The sequence below is a fragment of the Massilia antarctica genome, from assembly GCF_015689335.1.
Taxonomy (GTDB): Bacteria; Pseudomonadota; Gammaproteobacteria; order Burkholderiales; family Burkholderiaceae_D; genus Telluria_A; species Telluria_A antarctica.
Map to the genome: position 1 here is coordinate 4597379 of NZ_CP065053.1, position 16213 is coordinate 4613591.

Annotated in this window: 11 protein-coding genes; 5 read left to right on the forward strand and 6 right to left on the reverse strand. The window is 66.2% G+C overall.

Going from position 1 to position 16213, the window contains the following annotated elements:
• The first annotated feature begins 73 nt into the window (after positions 1–73).
• Positions 74–1888 carry a cell envelope integrity protein TolA gene (tolA, locus tag IV454_RS20460; RefSeq protein WP_206087582.1) on the forward strand — a complete coding sequence of 605 codons (1815 nt, stop codon included), beginning with the start codon at positions 74–76 and terminating at the stop codon, positions 1886–1888.
• On the opposite strand, the gene IV454_RS20465 is transcribed toward tolA, so the two are convergent.
• On the reverse strand, positions 1885–3960 hold the full coding sequence (locus IV454_RS20465; RefSeq protein WP_206087583.1) for a hybrid sensor histidine kinase/response regulator: 2076 nt from the start codon (positions 3958–3960) through the stop codon (positions 1885–1887). The two genes, tolA and IV454_RS20465, sit on opposite strands and share 4 nt — an antisense overlap.
• A 179-nt stretch (positions 3961–4139) precedes the next feature.
• Between IV454_RS20465 and IV454_RS20470 the strand changes: the two genes are divergently transcribed.
• From IV454_RS20470 to IV454_RS20485, 4 genes are all read left to right on the forward strand, one after another.
• Entirely contained in the window at positions 4140–5261 is a 1122-nt protein-coding gene (locus tag IV454_RS20470) for a polysaccharide biosynthesis/export family protein (protein WP_206087584.1), read from the forward strand.
• Between the two features lie 21 nt (positions 5262–5282).
• Positions 5283–7559 (forward strand): polysaccharide biosynthesis tyrosine autokinase, encoded by a 2277-nt coding sequence (locus IV454_RS20475; RefSeq protein ID WP_206087585.1) that lies wholly within the window; start codon positions 5283–5285, stop codon positions 7557–7559.
• A 237-nt stretch (positions 7560–7796) separates the two neighbouring features.
• Positions 7797–10157 (forward strand): right-handed parallel beta-helix repeat-containing protein, encoded by a 2361-nt coding sequence (locus IV454_RS20480; RefSeq protein ID WP_206087586.1) that lies wholly within the window; start codon positions 7797–7799, stop codon positions 10155–10157.
• A gap of 54 nt (positions 10158–10211) precedes the next feature.
• On the forward strand, positions 10212–10925 hold the full coding sequence (locus IV454_RS20485) for a class I SAM-dependent methyltransferase (protein ID WP_206087587.1): 714 nt from the start codon (positions 10212–10214) through the stop codon (positions 10923–10925).
• Positions 10926–11224: 299 nt separating this feature from the next.
• On the opposite strand, the gene IV454_RS20490 is transcribed toward IV454_RS20485, so the two are convergent.
• The 5 genes from IV454_RS20490 to IV454_RS20510 form a co-directional block, all read right to left on the reverse strand.
• Positions 11225–12406 (reverse strand): acyltransferase family protein, encoded by a 1182-nt coding sequence (locus IV454_RS20490; protein WP_206087588.1) that lies wholly within the window; start codon positions 12404–12406, stop codon positions 11225–11227.
• Positions 12407–12440: 34 nt separating this feature from the next.
• On the reverse strand, positions 12441–13043 hold the full coding sequence (locus IV454_RS20495; protein ID WP_206087589.1) for a membrane-associated phospholipid phosphatase: 603 nt from the start codon (positions 13041–13043) through the stop codon (positions 12441–12443).
• 10 nt (positions 13044–13053) lie between these two features.
• The gene (locus IV454_RS20500) at positions 13054–13644 is read right to left on the reverse strand and encodes a sugar transferase (protein WP_206087590.1); all 591 of its coding nucleotides are present in this window, start codon (positions 13642–13644) and stop codon (positions 13054–13056) included.
• On the reverse strand, positions 13641–14837 hold the full coding sequence (locus IV454_RS20505) for a DegT/DnrJ/EryC1/StrS family aminotransferase (RefSeq protein WP_206087591.1): 1197 nt from the start codon (positions 14835–14837) through the stop codon (positions 13641–13643). Before IV454_RS20505 ends, IV454_RS20500 begins: the two co-directional genes overlap by 4 nt.
• 135 nt (positions 14838–14972) lie before the next feature.
• The gene (locus tag IV454_RS20510) at positions 14973–16202 is read right to left on the reverse strand and encodes a glycosyltransferase family 4 protein (RefSeq protein WP_206087592.1); all 1230 of its coding nucleotides are present in this window, start codon (positions 16200–16202) and stop codon (positions 14973–14975) included.
• Between the last annotated feature and the right edge of the window lie 11 nt (positions 16203–16213).

Here is a 16213-nt window from a genome sequence, read left to right on the forward strand (position 1 = left end):
CGGGGGCTATTAACGAATTTTGGGCAGGGGCAGGTATGGCATCAGCGGCGGTTTGGCGTAACGATATGGTCGCATGCGTCCTGGCGCGGTAGGGCAGCGCCGCCCGCCGCGCGACCAGGGCAAGCGCCGCCTGCTCGGCGCCGTGCTCGTTTCGCTGCTGGTGCACGGCCTGATTTTGTCGCTTCAGTTCGGCATTCCGGCACTCGGCTTGCCCGGTTCGGCCACGCCGATCGAGGTGCGCCTGATTGACGCCGCGGTCGCTCCCGCGCCCGTGCCGCCGCCGGCGCCTGTTGTGGCCGTTGCGCCATTGCCGCTTCCGGCTGGCGCAACGCCGCCGGCGCCAGCCGGCGGCATGCGCCTGCTCGACCCCGTGCCCGCGCCGGCGCCCGTTCCCGTTCCGGTCACGCCGCGCCTGGCTGTCAAGAAGGACCAGCCGCGCAAGGCTAAACGCATCAGTGCGCCATTGCCGGCCAGCGACGCGCTGGCCATGGATACCCGCGTCATCGCCCAGGATGTGGTCGTGAACGATTTTTCCGTGCCGATGCCGCGCCCGGAAGAGGCGCAGCAGAAAACCATCGATCTCAAGGAAGCCCAGCACGGCAGCGACGATGGTACCGAGGCGACCAGCGCGGCCGAGGTTGCCGAGGCGGCCCGCGCGGCCCAGTTGGCCGAAACCCGGCGCCAGGAGCAGGAAGCCGAGCGGCTGGCGGCGCAACGCAAGCGCGACGAGGAAGAAAAGGAGCGCAAGCTGACTGAGCTGCAGGCGCGCCGGCAGCAGGAAAAAGCGGCAGCCGAAGCATCCCAGGAACAGGAAAAGCAGGCGCGGCTGGCGCAAGCCGAGGCCGAGGCTGCGCTCAAGGTCGAACAGCAGAAGGCGGAACAGGTGGCCGCCCAGCAGAAGCAAGCGCTTCAGCAAGCCGATCAGCTGCGCGCCGAACAGGCGAGGGCGGAACGTCTGAAAGCCGACCAGCAACAGCTTGCGCAGAAGCTGGCGGAACAGCAAGCGGCGCAGAAACTGGCGGTTCAACAGGCTGCGCAGAAATTGGCCGAGCAACAAGCGGCGCAGAAATTGGTGGAGCAAGCGGCCACGCAAAAATTGGCGGAGCAACAAGCGGCGCAGAAATTGGTTGAGCAAGCGGCCGCGCAGAAACTGGCCGAGCAACAAGCGACGCAGAAGCTGGCCGAACAACAAGCGGCGCAGAAACTGGCCGCACAGCAGGCCGCCCAGAAACTCGCGGAGCAAGCCGCACAGAAACAGGCCGAGCAGGCTGCGCAGAAGCAAGCCGCGCAGGCCGCCGCGGCAGCGCAGGCCGCCCAGCAGGCCGCGCTGCAACGCGGGCGCGAAGGCAGCGGCAGCCAAGGCGTCAATACGCCTCCCGGCGGCACCGCGGCGGGCGCGGGCAGCGGCGCGGGCGGCAAGATCATCGTCCCCAAGAACCTGCTGGGCAGCGACCTGTCGAACCGCGCACGCGAGATGGTCAAGGGCCTCGATATCCTTTCCGGCACGCCGCCGGCGCCGATGCGCGACGAGCGCCGCGTGGCCGTCGGCGCGGCCGAACGCGATCTGCCGCTGCGCATGTACGTGGAAAGCTGGCGCCAGAAAATCGAGCGCAATGGCAGCGTGAATTATCCGCGCTCATGGGCCGACGTCGAACACACCGATGCGCTGGTCAACGTGGCCGTACGCAGCGACGGCACGGTGCAGGACGTGACGATCCTGCGTTCGAGCGGACGCGCCGACATGGACGAGGCGGTGCAGCGCATCGTGCGCGTCAATGCGCGCTACTCGCCGTTCCCGCCGAATATCGCTTCGCGCTACGACGTGATCGATATCCGCCGCGTGTGGCGCTTCGACGAATCCCTCAAGCTGATGGAAGAACTGCGCTAGCCTTCGCGGCTGGCCGCCAGGTCGGCCAGCAAACGTTCGACCGCTTCCAGGTTGGCCGGTTTGATCAGGTGATGATCGAAGCCGGCCGCCTTGCTGCGCGCGCGGTCGTTGTCGTCGCCCCAGCCGGTCAGCGCCACCAGCACCAGCGGTTCCAGGTGCGTCATGGCGCGCAGGCGCTGCGCCGTTTCATAGCCGTTCAAGCCGGGCATGCCGATGTCGAGGAAAGCCACCTCGGGCCGGAACTGTTCGGCCAGCGCCAGCGCGCGCATGCCGTCGTTGGCCACGCAGCTGGTGTGGCCGATAATCTCCATCAGTTCCGACAGCATGTCGGCGGCATCGAGATTGTCATCCACCACCAGCACGCGCAAGCCGCTGCCGCGCGGGTCGGCGCTCTGGCTGGCGCTTTGTGCCTGCGCCGCCACTTCCGGCGCGAGCGGCAGGCGGATGTCGAAGCGGCTGCCGCTGACCGTCTCGTCGCGTACCAGGTCGATGCTGCCGCCGTGGAGCTCCACCAGCCGGCGCGCCAGCGACAGCCCGATTCCCAGCCCGCCCTGGGCGCGGTCGAGCGAGGCGCCCACCTGCGAAAACATCTCGAACACCGTCAGCGCCGATTCGGGCGGGATGCCGATGCCGGTGTCGCGCACCGACAGCAGCGCCTGCGCGCCATCGCGCCACGCCAGCACCGTGATGCGCCCGCCGGCCGGCGTGTACTTGGCGGCGTTATTGAGCACGTTGCCGATCACCTGGGCGATGCGGGTCGGGTCGGCGTCGAGCATGAGCGACTCGGACACCACGTCCAGCGTCAGCGCGTGGCGGTTTGTGTCGATCAGCGGCATGGAGGTTTCGACGGCACTGGCGATCAGTTCGCGCAGCTCGACCCGCACCGGCTTGAGTTCCAGGTTGCCGCGCGTGATGCGGGCGATGTCGAGCAGGTCGTTGACCAGGGTGACCATCTGCGTGACCTGGCGCTCCATCATGTCGCGCACGCGCGCCACCGTGGCTTGATCGTGTTCGGCCATGCGCATCACCTGCAAGCCGTTGCGGATGGGGGCGAGCGGGTTGCGCAGTTCGTGCGCGAGGATGGCCAGGAATTCGGTCTTGCGGCGGTCGGCCTCGCGCAGCGCCTCGGTGGCGCGCACCCGTTCGATGTGGGCCCAGGAGCGCTCCACGCTCTGTTCGACCAGCGCCACGTCGGCATCGGTCCACTGGCGCGGGCGGTCCTGGTGCACCGCCATCATCGCTACCAGCTTGCCTTCCTTGACCAGCGGGCAGCAGATGATGGCACGGCAAGCGATGGCATTGAACATGGCGGCGCCGTCGGCTTCATCGAGTTCGCGGTCGACGTCGCAGATGCGCAGGGTGCGGCCTTCACGCATGGCGCTGGCGGCGCGCGCGCCGAACAGGTCGAGCGAATAGACCCCGACGGTGCTCATGGCGCCGGGCGCGGTCCAGTCGTGGCGGATGGTGAAGCGGTCGTTGTCGCCTTCGACATCGGCGTAGGGACAGCGCGTGACGTCGAGGTGCTGGCCGAGCAGGCGCGTGGTGACGTCCATGATGGTCTTGGGGTCGTCCGCGTTGCGGGTGGCCTGGCTCATGGCGTCGAGCAGGCGCAGGCGCTCATCGACCCGCTTGCGCTCGTCGATGTCGATATGGATGCCGACCCACTCGGCGATGGCGCCGGCGGCGTCGAAAATCGGCACCGCGCGCGCACTCATGTAGCGGTAATGGCCGTCAGCGCGGCGCAGGCGGTGTTCGATCTGGTACATCCTGCTGGTCGCCAGCGCGGCGCGCCAGGCCGCCGCCGTGCGCTCGCGGTCGTCGGGATGGATGGCATCTAGCCAGCCCCAGCCACCGAATTGATCGGCCGACTGTCCGGTAAATACATTCCAGCTGAGCTGCTCCCCTTCGAGACGGCCCCCCGCCGAGGCCAGCCACATGATGGTGCTGCTGGCTTGCACCAGCGAGCGGTAGCGCGCCTCGCTGGCGCGCAGTTCGTCGGCAGCCTGGCGGATCGCCGCCAGCTCGGCGGCGGCGGACAGGCTGGGGTCAAGCGGGGGCGAAGCTGGGGACATGGCTCGGTTTGTACGGAGAAAAAGTCGGTCGCATTGTAGCCATGAGCTTGCCAGAAAAAGATTTTTCCTGTCGCCACTGCTGTAAAAAAATGCTCGCAGACGGGGTTTGATGTGCAGCAAGACCGGGCCGGGTGCGCTCACTTACTCTGAACTGGACAATGTTCATCTTGATAAGCACCATGAAAACTCACGCAAACTCACTAAAGATACTGGCGGCGCTGCTCGTACTGACCGGCCTGGGCGGCTGCGCCGGCTTTCGCATCAGCGGCGATGCGCACTGGGGCGACCCGCGCTCTGGTGTTGCCAGCGAGCCGGTGCCGCCGACCGAGCTGATCACCGCGCAACTGATTGAAGCCGAGAAAGTCCTGCGCGCCAGGCGCAGCAGCGAGAGCCTGGCGCACCTGATCGTGCGCGATCCGCCGCCCTACGCGATCGGTCGCGGCGACATTTTGTCGATCGTGGTGTGGGACCATCCGGAGCTGGCGGGCCAGGGCGTGGCGGCCTCGGCCACGGCGGCCGAGGCCCAGGCACCGAGCGCCCCAGCGGCCGGGTTCGTGGTCGACCACGAGGGCCGGGTGCAGTTCCCGTTCGCCGGCCCGCTGATCCTGGCCGGCTTGACCGAGGACGAGGCGCGCGCGCTGCTGACCAAACGCCTGGCGCGATACATCGCCAATCCGCTGGTGACCTTGCGCGTGCAATCCTACCGCAGCAAGCGGGTGTACGTCGATGGCGAGGTGCGCCTGCCCGGCTTGCAGGCGATTAACGATATTCCCATGACCCTGGTGGAGGCGCTCAACCGCGCCGGCGGCATGCTGCCCAGCGCCGACCAGAGCCGCATCGTGCTGGAACGGGGCGATACACGCTACCAGGTCGGCTTGCGCGGCCTGGTGGCACGCGGCATCAATCCGGGCAGCATCCTGCTGGCGCCCGGCGACGCGGTGCGGGTCCACTCGCGCGACGAGAGCAAGGTATTCGTGTCGGGCGAGGTGGTCACGCCCAAGGCGCTGACCATGCACGACGGCCGCCTGACCCTGAACGAGGCGCTGGGCGAGTCCGGCGGTATCAGCCCGGTCAGCGGCGATGCGCGCCAGGTGTACGTGGTGCGCAGGGCGCCCGACGGCACCCGCGTGTACCAGCTCGACGCGCGCCGCGCCGGCGCGCTGGCGATGGCCGAGGCCTTCGAACTCGAACCGCGCGACCTGATCTACGTGGCTGCCTCGCCGCTGGCCAACTGGTACCGCAGCGTGAGCATGCTGTTCCCGGGCGCGCTGACGCAGGTAGTGAACATCAGCCGCCCCTGAACCCGCGTCAAGGACATTCCCATGAACCATGCCGACCAAGCGCAATCGCGCCCGCCTTCCACCAGCATTCTGCCGATGCCCGGCCTGCCGCCGGCCGCGGCGCCATCCGGCTGCGATGCGCAATCGCACGAAATCGATCTCCAGGGCTATTTCAATATCCTGTACGACAGCCGCTGGCTGATCGGCGGCGTCACCGCGCTGGTGACCCTGCTGGCACTGTTCTATGCGCTGGTCGCCAGTCCGGTGTACGAAGCAAACCTGATGATCCACGTCGAGGAAGAGAGTCCGAACGCATCGAAGAATATTCTCAGCGAGGTATCGTCCCTGTTTGAAACCAAGAAGGCGGCCATCGCCGAAATGGAGCTGCTGCGCTCGCGCATGGTGATTTCGCATGCGGTCGACAACTTGCAGCTGTTTATCGACGTGCGGCCTGAATACTTGCCCGTGGTCGGATTCTGGTTTGCCAACCGCAAATCGGACGAGTTGTCCGAACCCGGCATCCTCGGGCACGGCGGCTACGTGTGGGGGCAGGAGAAGGCCGAGGTGTCGGTGTTCGAGGTTCCGGAAGCCTGGTACAACCGCGCATTCACCCTGACCGCGCGCGGCAACGGGCGCTACCACCTGTCCGGCGGCGGGCTGGCAGCCGTGTATGAGGGCGTGGTCGGCACCACGCTCAGGACAGTGGCGGGCGGGGCCAGCCTGGAGTTGCGGGTCGACCGGCTGCGGGCCCAGCCGGGCGCCCAGTTCCGCCTGATGCGCAGTTCGCGCCTGGAGGCCATCGAGCGGATCCAGACGGCGCTGATCATTACCGAGCAGGGCAAGCAGTCGGGCATCATCGAAGTGCGCTTGCAGGGCGCGGATGCGCAGCGCATCAACAGCCTGCTGGGCGAAATCGGACGCGAATACATGCGCCAGAACCTGGCGCGCAAGACCGAGGAGGCCGAGAAGTCGCTGGCGTTCCTGAACTTGCAGTTGCCGGCGCTCAAACGCCAGCTGGAAGAGTCCGAGGAAAAGTACAACGGTTTTCGCAACAGCAAGGGCAGCATCGACATGCACGAGGAAGCGCGCCTCAGCCTGCAGCAGGCTGCCGCGGCGCAGACCCGGCGCCTCGAATTGGAGCAGCGCAAAACGGCATTGCTGACGCGCTTTACCGAAAACCATCCGCTGGTGCTCGGCATCACCCAGCAGCGCCGCGAAATCGACGCCGAGATCGCGGGCGTTGCCAAGCGCATCCGCACCCTGCCGGTGCTGGAGCAGGATGAATCGCGCCTGCTGCGTGAGATCAAGGTCAATACCGACCTGTACACGGCGCTGTCGAACACGGCCCAGCAACTGCGCTTGATTTCCGTGGGGCGGGTTAGCAACGTGCGCCTGATCGACGCACCGATGGCGCCGGAACGCCCGCTCAAGCCGAACCGGCCGCTGATCGTGGCGCTGGCGGTGGTGACCGGCATGTTCCTTGGTGTCATGCTGGCGTTCGCGCGCAAGGCCTTCTTCGGCGGCATCGACAATCCGCAACGCATCGAAACGATGCTGGGCGCGCGCATCGTGTATGCCAGCATTCCCCACAGCACCTTGCAGGCGCGCCTGCTGCGCCGCGCCCGCGGCGCTAGCGTGCTGCCGATCCTGGCGCAAGTGGCGCCGGAAGACATCGCCATCGAGAGCTTGCGCAGTTTCCGCGCGGCCCTGACATATGCCATGCCTTCCCTCAAGAACAACATCGTGATGCTGGCCGGACCGGGCAGGGAGTTGGGCAAGTCGTTTCTGTCGGTGAATTTCGCCGCCGTGATGGCGGCCAGCGGCAAGCGCGTGCTGCTGATCGACGCCGATTTACGCAACGGACACTTGCACCGTTATTTTGGCGTCAGTCGCGAGCAGGGACTGACCAGGGCGATTGCCGGCTCGCTGCCGCTGGACCAGGTGATTCATCGGGGCGTGCTGGACAACCTCGACTTCATTCCCACCGGCGCGCTGCCGCCGAACCGTTCCGAGTTCCTGCAGCACTTGAATTTTTCCAATTTGCTCGACGTGGTCAGCAGCCAGTACGACATCGTGCTGATCGATCCGCCGCCGATCCTGGCGGTCTCGGATGCGCTGATCATCGGTGCCCGCGCCGGGGCCGTGTTCATCCTCGCGCGCGCCGGGGTGACCACCGAGGGCGAGATCACGGAATCGATCAAGCGCCTGAACCATGCCGGCATTGCGCCGCAGGGCGTGCTGTTCAATGACATGGCCTTGCGCGTCGGCAGCTATGCGTATCAGTTCAAGTACACCCAGGTAGCGCAGCTGGAACGTTGAGCATTTGCCGTACGGACAGCGAGCGCTTGGCGCTGTCCACCCATCCTCAGAAACCTTCCCTTTAAGAAACGCGACCTGCCAAGCCCGGCATGTCGCGTTTTTTGCTTTGCATTCCTTTTAGGCAAATGACTGTGATTATTTGATTACGCAGGTAAATTTACTTGGGTAAACGCTGAACCTAAACATTTGACGCAGATCAAACCTTGTTCATTCACTTGATTGAACGAGGAATTTTTGATGAATAAGCTATCCAGTTTTGCCTCGGATTTCCGCTTCAACGCCAAGGCGTGCGGCGGTGTCGCCGTGCTGCTGAGCGCGTGCGGCGGCAGCACCAGCGACAATGGCAACAATCCGACACAAGCTCCGCAGTTCGCCGCCGTCACCTACAACGGTGCACTGGCGCCGCTCGACCTGTATGTGGCGCCCGGCGGCGCCGACACCAATGCCGGCACCCGGGCCGCGCCCTTCAAGACCATCGCCCGCGCCGCCCAGGCAGCCACGCCTGGCGTCACCATTCGGGTGCTGCCGGGCACCTACGCGGGGGGCTTTCGCACCAATGCCAGCGGCACTGCCGAAGCGCCTGTCCGCTACGTGTCGGAGGTCAAGTGGGGCGCTAAAATCGTGCCGCCAGCCAATTCTTCAAGCACCGCCGCCTGGGACAACCGCGGCAACCATGTGGATATCGACGGCTTCGAGGTCGACGGTAGCGCCGCCCAGGCCGGCACCAAATGGCTGATCGGCCTGTACACCGCCGGTTCCTACAGCACCGTGCGCAACAATCATGTGCACCACATCGCGCGCGCGGTCCCCTGCGCCGGCAGTGGCGGCGGCATCGGCTCGGACAGCTATTACAAGGGCAGCGCCAACGATGTCAGCGCGAATGTCGTGCACGACGTCGGGCCAGCCGGCTGCGCCAGCTATCTTGGTATCTTCATCAACACGGCCGGCAGCCGGGTGGACAACAACCTGGTGTACGCCGTCAGCGACGCCGGCATCCGCTTGTGGCATGACGCCACGCAGAATGTGGTGGTCAACAACACCGTGTTTAACGCCCGCACGGGGATTGTGGTCAGCGGGGACGGTGGCTACAACGGCAGCGCGCCGAACGACAACACCCGGGTCAGCAACAATATTCTTTACGATAATGCTCGCTATGGCGTGCTGGAAGTCGGCTCGACCGGCGTCAACAATCGCTACAGCAACAACCTGATTTTTCGTAACGGCACGCCGTTCATGCTGAACAACGGCCTGCAGCCGGTCGGCACGGTGGCGGCCGAACCGCAGTTCGTCAATTACGTGCGCACTGGCGGCGGCGACTATCGTCCGGCCGGCACCTCGCCGGCCAACGGCGCGGGACTGGTGGCGGACGCGCCCGCCACTGACCTCGACGGCAAGCCACGCACGGCGGATACCGGTGTCGACATCGGCGCCTATCAGCATGCGGGAGACATCACGCCGACCCCGACCCCGACGCCAACGCCAACCCCGACCCCGACCCCGACACCAACCCCAACTCCAACCCCGACACCAACCCCCGACCCAAGCACGCCACCCACCACCTACCACTATTACGTGGCCACCACCGGCTCGGACAGCGCGGCCGGCACGTCGTCTGCACCTTTCAAGACAATCGCGCGGGCGGCGCGCAATGCGCTGCCCAGCACCACGATTCACGTGGCGGCGGGGACGTATCCGGGCGGCTTCAAGACCACGGTCAGCGGTACCGCAACCGGACGTATCTATTACGTGTCAACGACCAAATGGGGCGCGGTCATCGTGCCGCCAGCGAGCTCCTCGAACGATACCGCGTGGGACAACCGCGGCAACTATACCGACATCATCGGTTTCCACGTCGACGGGACCACCTCACAGAGCGGCACCAAGTGGACGCACGGCATCTACAACGGCGGTTCTTACGACATGATCCGAGGTAATTGGATCCACCATATCGCCAAGACCGTCGCCTGTACGAGCGCGGGCGGTTCGGCCATCGGCGTGGACAGCTACTACCACGGCATCAAGTCCGACGTGGTCGGAAACCTTGTTCATGATATTGGACCAGCGGGTTGCCGATTCGTTCAGGGTATTTACGTCAGCACCTCGGGGAGCGTCAAAAACAATGTGGTCTACCGGGTGGCGGAAGGGGCGATTCACCTCTGGCACGATGCGAACAATGTGATCGTCACCAACAACACGGTGACCGCATCGCACACCGGCATCATTGTCGGCGGCGGCGACTACTACCACACCACCGGCCCCAACAACGACACTATCGTCGCCAACAACATTGTGTACGACAATGCGATGGGTATTTCGGAGCAAGGCCAGACCGGCACGCGTAACCGCTACACGAACAATCTGGTGTTCCAGAACCCGACGTATAACTTCAGCCTCAAGAACGGGCTGACGCCCAGCGCTACCGTGAGCGCCGACCCGCAATTGGTCGCCTACACGCGCACGGGGACGCCGGACCTGCACCTGAGGCCGACATCGCCGGCGATCGGCAAAGGCACGGCCACCAACGCGCCGTCGACCGATTTCGACGGCAAGCCGCGCGATGCAAGCAGCGGCTACGACATCGGGGCCTACCAGCACTGAGCGCCTTGTGGTTGGTGTCAAGAAGGCCCGTGCCACCGTGGCTATGATGGTGGCATGGGCCTTCTCGACGATCATTCCAATGAACAGGAACGCATCCGCGCCGTCTACCGCGACTGGTTGGCGGACGAGCGCATTGCCGCCTATGCCTGGTACCGGGCGGACGTCATGGAGCAGGATTTGGCGCGGCGGCGCGTTGCCGCCGCCTTGCTCGCACAGACCTTGGGGCCGGACCTCGGCAAGCTGCGCATGGTCGATGTCGGCTGCGGCTCGGTCGGCTTTCTGCGGCAACTGGTGGACTGGGGCGCCGACCCCTGCCGGCTGGCCGGTACGGAGTACCAGGAGCAGCGGCTGGTGCTGGCGCGCATGCGCAGCGCACCGGGCATTCGCTGGCACCTGGGCGACCTCGACTTCGCCACGCCGGGCAGCTTCGACCTGGCCGTGGCCAATACCGTCTTTTCATCGATCCTCGCGCCGCACGCCAGGGCGGCGCTGGCCAGCGCCATGTGGCGCAGCGTGGCACCCGGCGGCTGGTGCATGCTGTTCGACTTTCGCTACAACAACCCCCGCAATCCCAATGTGCGGTGCGTGACGCGCGACGAATTGCGCCAGATGTGGCCGGCCGCCGAAAACCGCTATCGCAGCCTGTTGCTGGCGCCGCCGATCGCGCGGCGGCTGGTGGGCGCACCGCGCATCGTGGCCGAGCTGCTCGCCGCGCTGGCGCCGCCGCTGCGCTCGCATTTCATCTACATGGCGCGCAAGCCGGCCTGACGATGTTCGCCTGATCGCACGCCCGCCCCATCGGCTTGCCCGATGGCCGGGGTCTCCCGGCGCGCCGCATGTCCCCAGTAGTCGCAGTTGGTCGGCACCTATCCGCAGTTGCTCGGTGCGCATTCGCAACTGACGCCTGCGGGATGCGGGCGCTTTGCTGCCCGCTCGCAGTGGAAGCTTGCCCGGACGTCGCGCGCGCTTCGGACGGCAGCGAGCGCTTGCGCCGACGCTGAGCGGGCCCATGCCAGGCTCCGCCCACAGCGGTGGACAGGCTGCCTTTTCCTCATCGCGCCCTGGAGTCACTGTTTGGCGGGCGACGATCTCTGCGCGATAACCTCCTTTCCCAGTAATAAGTGCTTGACCCGGCGCCGAACCGCGTAGGTACGCGCCTCGAACAACAGGTAAAAGCCATACGCGCTGACGAGCACGACGGCGAGCATGCCGAGGTAAGCGGCGAGGTCGCCGAGGCTTTCAGCCTTCCAGTGCTGGCGCCCGAACAGGGTGGTGCCGACATAGCCGATGAGGCCCAGCACCGGAATGTGCACGACATACAGCGTGAACGAAAAATTCGACAAAAACACCGCTACCCGGTGCAGCGACGCAAGCAATTTTTGCTGCGCGGGAAGCGGGTTCACCGTACTCGACAGAAACAGCAGAAACAAAACGCTCAACAGCAGATCCTGCGGGAACGAGGCGACCACCATATCGTCGTTACTGCCTTTTAACCTGAAGACCACCGACGCGATCACCAGCACAAGCAGCATCATCATGCGTAACGGCGCACCGCACTCTATCCGCACGCGCGAGAACGCCGCGCCCAGCAGCCAGATCGTGAAATACAGCACCATCTCGCCCGGCAACAAGGCACCCAGTGCCAGCAATGCGCTTGCCGCCAGCGCCCGACCTGCGCCGGATCTCGCGGCCACGCACATCAGCAGCAGCGGAAACATCACGTAGTACCATGTCTCGTTGGACAGGCTCCAGAGCGGGAAGTTCCCTCCGAATTTGGGGACGACGATGGTTTGCAGACCCACCAGATTGCCGGCCAGCGCGGCCGCCGAATAGTTGTTGGCCGGCGAAACGTCCGGCACACGTGGATCGATCACGCCGCTGACGATGCCAATGGCAAGAATGAGCACGAAGGTGGGAAGCAGCACAGTCCACAGGCGCGTGATGCGGTCGATCGCATACAGCCTGATGGCTTGCGGCTGGCCAAATTTGTTGAGCAGGCTGCCACCCACCAGCCAACCGCTGATCAGGAAAAATACCACCACGGCCTGGTGCGCAAAACCGGTCAGGAAAGCCAGGCCCTGGTACCACAAGGTCGGGTTTTCCAGGGTGCGCAGCCCGGGGTAGAATGCATTGCGCAGGTGAGCGGCGGCCACTTCGATGGACGCCAGGCCGCGCAGCAGTGAAATAAGCAAGGAATGCCAGGAGTCTTCCCCCAGCTGGCTTTCCCTCAAAAAGCGGATGCTGGGCATCGGATGCGAGTTCATGGTGCGGTATCCTGTTAAATTAGTCGATTGAGAGCGGATAGACGCGCGCATGGCCCGACAGCAGGCGCGCGGCACGGATCATCCAGTAGCCCAGGTGCGCCGATGTCATGAGCCACCCCGCCACGAGCAGGGTCAGCACGGCCCACAGCAAGCCGCGCAGCGGCAGGACGGACACGCTGGCGGCGCCGAGCCGGATGCTGCCGAGACTGACCGCCGCGCCCAGCAAGGTGCCGGCCGCAGCTTCCGCCACGCTGTGCTGGCCGTGCGCGACCAGCAGCGCGCCGACCAGTGCGCCGAGCGCCAGGCCGAGTCCGACCCCGGCGCGGCGCCAGCCATCGGCGCGTCCGTGCAGCAACATCCAGAACAGCATCGGCAATAGCGCGCTGGCGCTCGCGGCATGGCCGCTGAGCGCCTTGAAATTGAGCGCCGGCACGCCGCCGCCCCAGCCGAGGAACACGATCTTGCTGGCGCCGACCAGGCCCAGGCCGGCGCACAGCAGCACGCCCCAGCAGCGCGCCATGCGCCACGCGCGCGCGGCCAGCAGCCAGGCGAACAGGGCGGCGCCGAGCGCGATCGCCAGGCGCGGATCGCCAAGGTGCAGCAGGAGCGTGAGCGTGTCCATGGCCGGTTCCTTAGCGCGCCAGCGCTGCCAGGGTACTGAAAATAATGCGCAGGTCGGTCCAGAACCCGCGCTCGCGCACATAGCGCACGTTGTAGTCGAGCTTGGCGGGCAGGATGGTGTCCAGGTAGACCCGCTCCGGATCGGCGCTGCGCGCGAGAATGGCGTTCTCGTCCCGGTAGCAGATCGAGGCCCAGTCCGTGATGCCCGGTGCGACCGAGAGCACGATGGCGCGCACCTCGGGCCGATAGCAGGCGACGTAGCGCGGCACTTCGGGACGCGGCCCGACCAGGCTCATGCTGCCTTGGATGACGTTGATCAGCTGCGGCAATTCATCGATCTTGTAGCGGCGCAAAAACTTGCCGATGCGCGTGATGCGCGGATCGGCGCCGACGGTGAGCTGGGCGCCGTGGCTGCTGTCGGCGCGCATGGTGCGGAATTTGATGATGTTGAACAGCACGCCGCCACGTCCGACTCGTTGTTGACGGAACCAAGCCGGCCCTGGCGAGTCCAATCGAATACAGACAGCGACGACGGCAAACAGCGGGGCCAGTACCATCAGCCCGGCCAGCGCCGCCACGATGTCGAAAAGGCGCTTGCTCATGTCAGCAACTCGCGCAGGGTAGCGATGATGCGTTGCTGGTCGGCGTCGCTCATGCGTGTGTAAAGGGGCAGGGTCAGCATGCAGGCGAAGCTGGCCTCCGCCACGGGAAACTGTTCCGGGCGCAAACGGCAGCTGTCGCGCCAGAATGGATGGCGGTGCAGTGGAATGAAGTGCACGCTGGTGCCGATGCCGCGCTCGGAGAGGCGCGCGATCAGTTCGTCGCGGCCGAGTCTGGCGCCAGGCTCCAGGCGCACCACGTACAGGTGCCAGGCGTGGCTGCTGCCCGGCCCGGGCACCGATGGCAAGCGCAGCGGCAAGCCTTGCAGGCCGCTGTAGTAGGCCTGCGCCAGTTCCTGGCGCCGCAGCAGGAAACGGTCGATTTTGCGCAACTGCTCGATGCCCATGGCGGAGGCGAGGTCGGTCAGATTGTATTTGAAGCCGGCGGCGACCACATCGTAGAACCAGGCCGGGGTGCGCGAGGTGTAGCGGTCGAAGGCGTCCTGGCTGATGCCGTGGATGCGCATCAGGCGCACGCGCCGCGCCAGGCTGGGGTCGCGGGTGACGACCATGCCGCCTTCGCCGGTGGTCATGGTCTTGTTGGCGTAGAAACTGAAGACGGTGGCGTCGCTCGCCAGGGTGCCGACCAGGCGGCCTTTGTAGCGCGTCGGGAAGGCGTGCGCGGCATCTTCGACGACTTTGAGCTGGTAAGTGGCGGCCAGGGCCAGCACGCCGTCCATGTCGCAGGCCAGGCCGGCGTAATGCACGGGGATGATGGCGCGCGTGCGCGGCCCGATTGCGGCCTCGACCGCTGCGAGGTCGAGGTTCAGGGTGTCCGGGTCGGCGTCGACCAGGACCGGGTGCGCGCCCAGATAGTGCACCACTTCGGCGGTGGCGGTAAAGGTCAGGGTCGGCACGATGACTTCGTCGCCGGGGCCGATGCCGAGCGCTTCGAGCGCCAGGTGCAGGCCGGCGGTGGCGGAGTTGACGGAGACCGCTGCCACGCCGGCGCCGAGGTAGGCGGCGAAGTCGTGTTCGAACTGGCGGGTGCGCGGGCCGGTGGTGACCCAGCCCGAGCGCAGGCACTCGACCACGGCGGCGATTTCCTCGTCGCCGATGTCGGGCAGGGCGAAAGGAAGAAAGGCAGGTGCGGCGGGCTGGGCCGGGTCTGGCCTGGGTGTCAGGTCTTCAGGCATGATGGGTGCTCCGCGAAGTTGGTGTCGCGCGCGGGTGCTGCGCACGCGGACTCTTGGGCTGGCCGGCGGGCTGCATGACGATCGACGCCGGCGTGGGCGGCGTAGGCGATGGTCGCTGGAAATGAACGGTATGCATCATGCGCACGCCTGCAAAAAACGCCGGCCCAGCACCGGGTAGCTCAGGTTGGCCATGGCGTAAGCGCGGCCGCGTTGCCCTGCCGCCTCGCGCTCGTGCCGGTCGAGCGTGAACAGGGCCAGCAAGCCATGGGCGACGGCGGCCGGGTCCTGGGGCGCCACGGTCAGGCCGCAATGCGCGTCGGCCACCGGATCGTTGCCCGCCTCGACAGAATGCAAGATGGGCCGGCCAGCCATCATGTAGTCGATCAGTTTATTGGGCGCGATGCCATATCGGTACAGGCGCTGGCGCTGCCAGCCGATGTAGGCGACGTCGAAGCAGGCCAGCAAGGCCGGCACCTGTTTCTTGGGCACCGGGTCGAGGAAATGGACATTGTGCAGGCCGCGTTCGCGCACCAGCCGCGCCAGCCGGGGCTTGTCGGGGCCGCCACCGGCCAGCACGAAGGCGATGCGCTGGTCGGCCACCATGGCGGCGGCCTCCAGCAGGGTGTCGAGGGCATTGGCGACGCCGTGCGTCCCGGCGTAGCCGACGATGAACTTGCCGTCGCGCCGCAGCGCCCCCAGCAGGGCGCCGGCCGGCCCGTCCAGGGCAGGCGGTTCGGCCAGCCATTCAGCCGGGTCGGCGCCGTTCGGGACGATATGCAGTTTATGCGGGGCCATGCCGTGCGCTTCCAGATGGTCGCGTACCTTGGGCAGGATCGAGACGATGGCGCAGGCATTGCGGCAGGCATAGTTTTCGGCGGCTTGCAGCAGCATGATGAAAGGATGCCAGCGCGAGTAGCCGCCCAGTTCGATGGGCGACAGCGGCCACAGGTCGTGCAGCTCGAACAGCAGGCGCGCGCCGGCCAGCCGGGCGATGCGGTGCGCCGGCCAGATGTCGAGCGGATAGGTGCTTGAGGCTATGACGACGTCGGGCGCCATCTCGGTGGCGAGCTGGCGCGCGTGCCATTGGAGGTAAGTGACGAAGGTCAGCATGTTGAGCACGCGCGCCGCGCCGTTGCCGCGGTAGGCGGGTGTGGCGACCCAGCGGTAATGGACGCCGTCGATGGTGTCGTCGAGCTGCGCCCGGCCGTGCAGTTGCGGCGCCTGGACCCGGATGTGCGAGCGCGCCGAGGCGATGATGTGCACGGTGTGGCCCAGCCGCACCCATTCGCGCGCCAGGTAGAAGGGACGGTATTCCATGCCGTGGCGCAAGGAGCCGGCATAGTGGTTGATGAGGAGAATATTCATGCTGGAACCTC

What these genes read in the sequence shown, in the direction of transcription:
- IV454_RS20475 (WP_206087585.1), top strand. Translation starts at nt 5,283, where the DNA reads ATGAACCATGCCGACCAAGCGCAATCGCGCCCGCCTTCCACCAGCATT.
- IV454_RS20470 (WP_206087584.1), top strand. Translation starts at nt 4,140, where the DNA reads ATGAAAACTCACGCAAACTCACTAAAGATACTGGCGGCGCTGCTCGTA.
- IV454_RS20480 (WP_206087586.1), top strand. Translation starts at nt 7,797, where the DNA reads ATGAATAAGCTATCCAGTTTTGCCTCGGATTTCCGCTTCAACGCCAAG.
- IV454_RS20485 (WP_206087587.1), top strand. Translation starts at nt 10,212, where the DNA reads ATGGGCCTTCTCGACGATCATTCCAATGAACAGGAACGCATCCGCGCC.
- IV454_RS20465 (WP_206087583.1), bottom strand. Translation starts at nt 3,960, where the DNA reads ATGTCCCCAGCTTCGCCCCCGCTTGACCCCAGCCTGTCCGCCGCCGCC.
- IV454_RS20505 (WP_206087591.1), bottom strand. Translation starts at nt 14,837, where the DNA reads ATGCCTGAAGACCTGACACCCAGGCCAGACCCGGCCCAGCCCGCCGCA.
- IV454_RS20510 (WP_206087592.1), bottom strand. Translation starts at nt 16,202, where the DNA reads ATGAATATTCTCCTCATCAACCACTATGCCGGCTCCTTGCGCCACGGC.
- IV454_RS20490 (WP_206087588.1), bottom strand. Translation starts at nt 12,406, where the DNA reads ATGCCCAGCATCCGCTTTTTGAGGGAAAGCCAGCTGGGGGAAGACTCC.
- tolA (WP_206087582.1), top strand. Translation starts at nt 74, where the DNA reads ATGCGTCCTGGCGCGGTAGGGCAGCGCCGCCCGCCGCGCGACCAGGGC.
- IV454_RS20495 (WP_206087589.1), bottom strand. Translation starts at nt 13,043, where the DNA reads ATGGACACGCTCACGCTCCTGCTGCACCTTGGCGATCCGCGCCTGGCG.
- IV454_RS20500 (WP_206087590.1), bottom strand. Translation starts at nt 13,644, where the DNA reads ATGAGCAAGCGCCTTTTCGACATCGTGGCGGCGCTGGCCGGGCTGATG.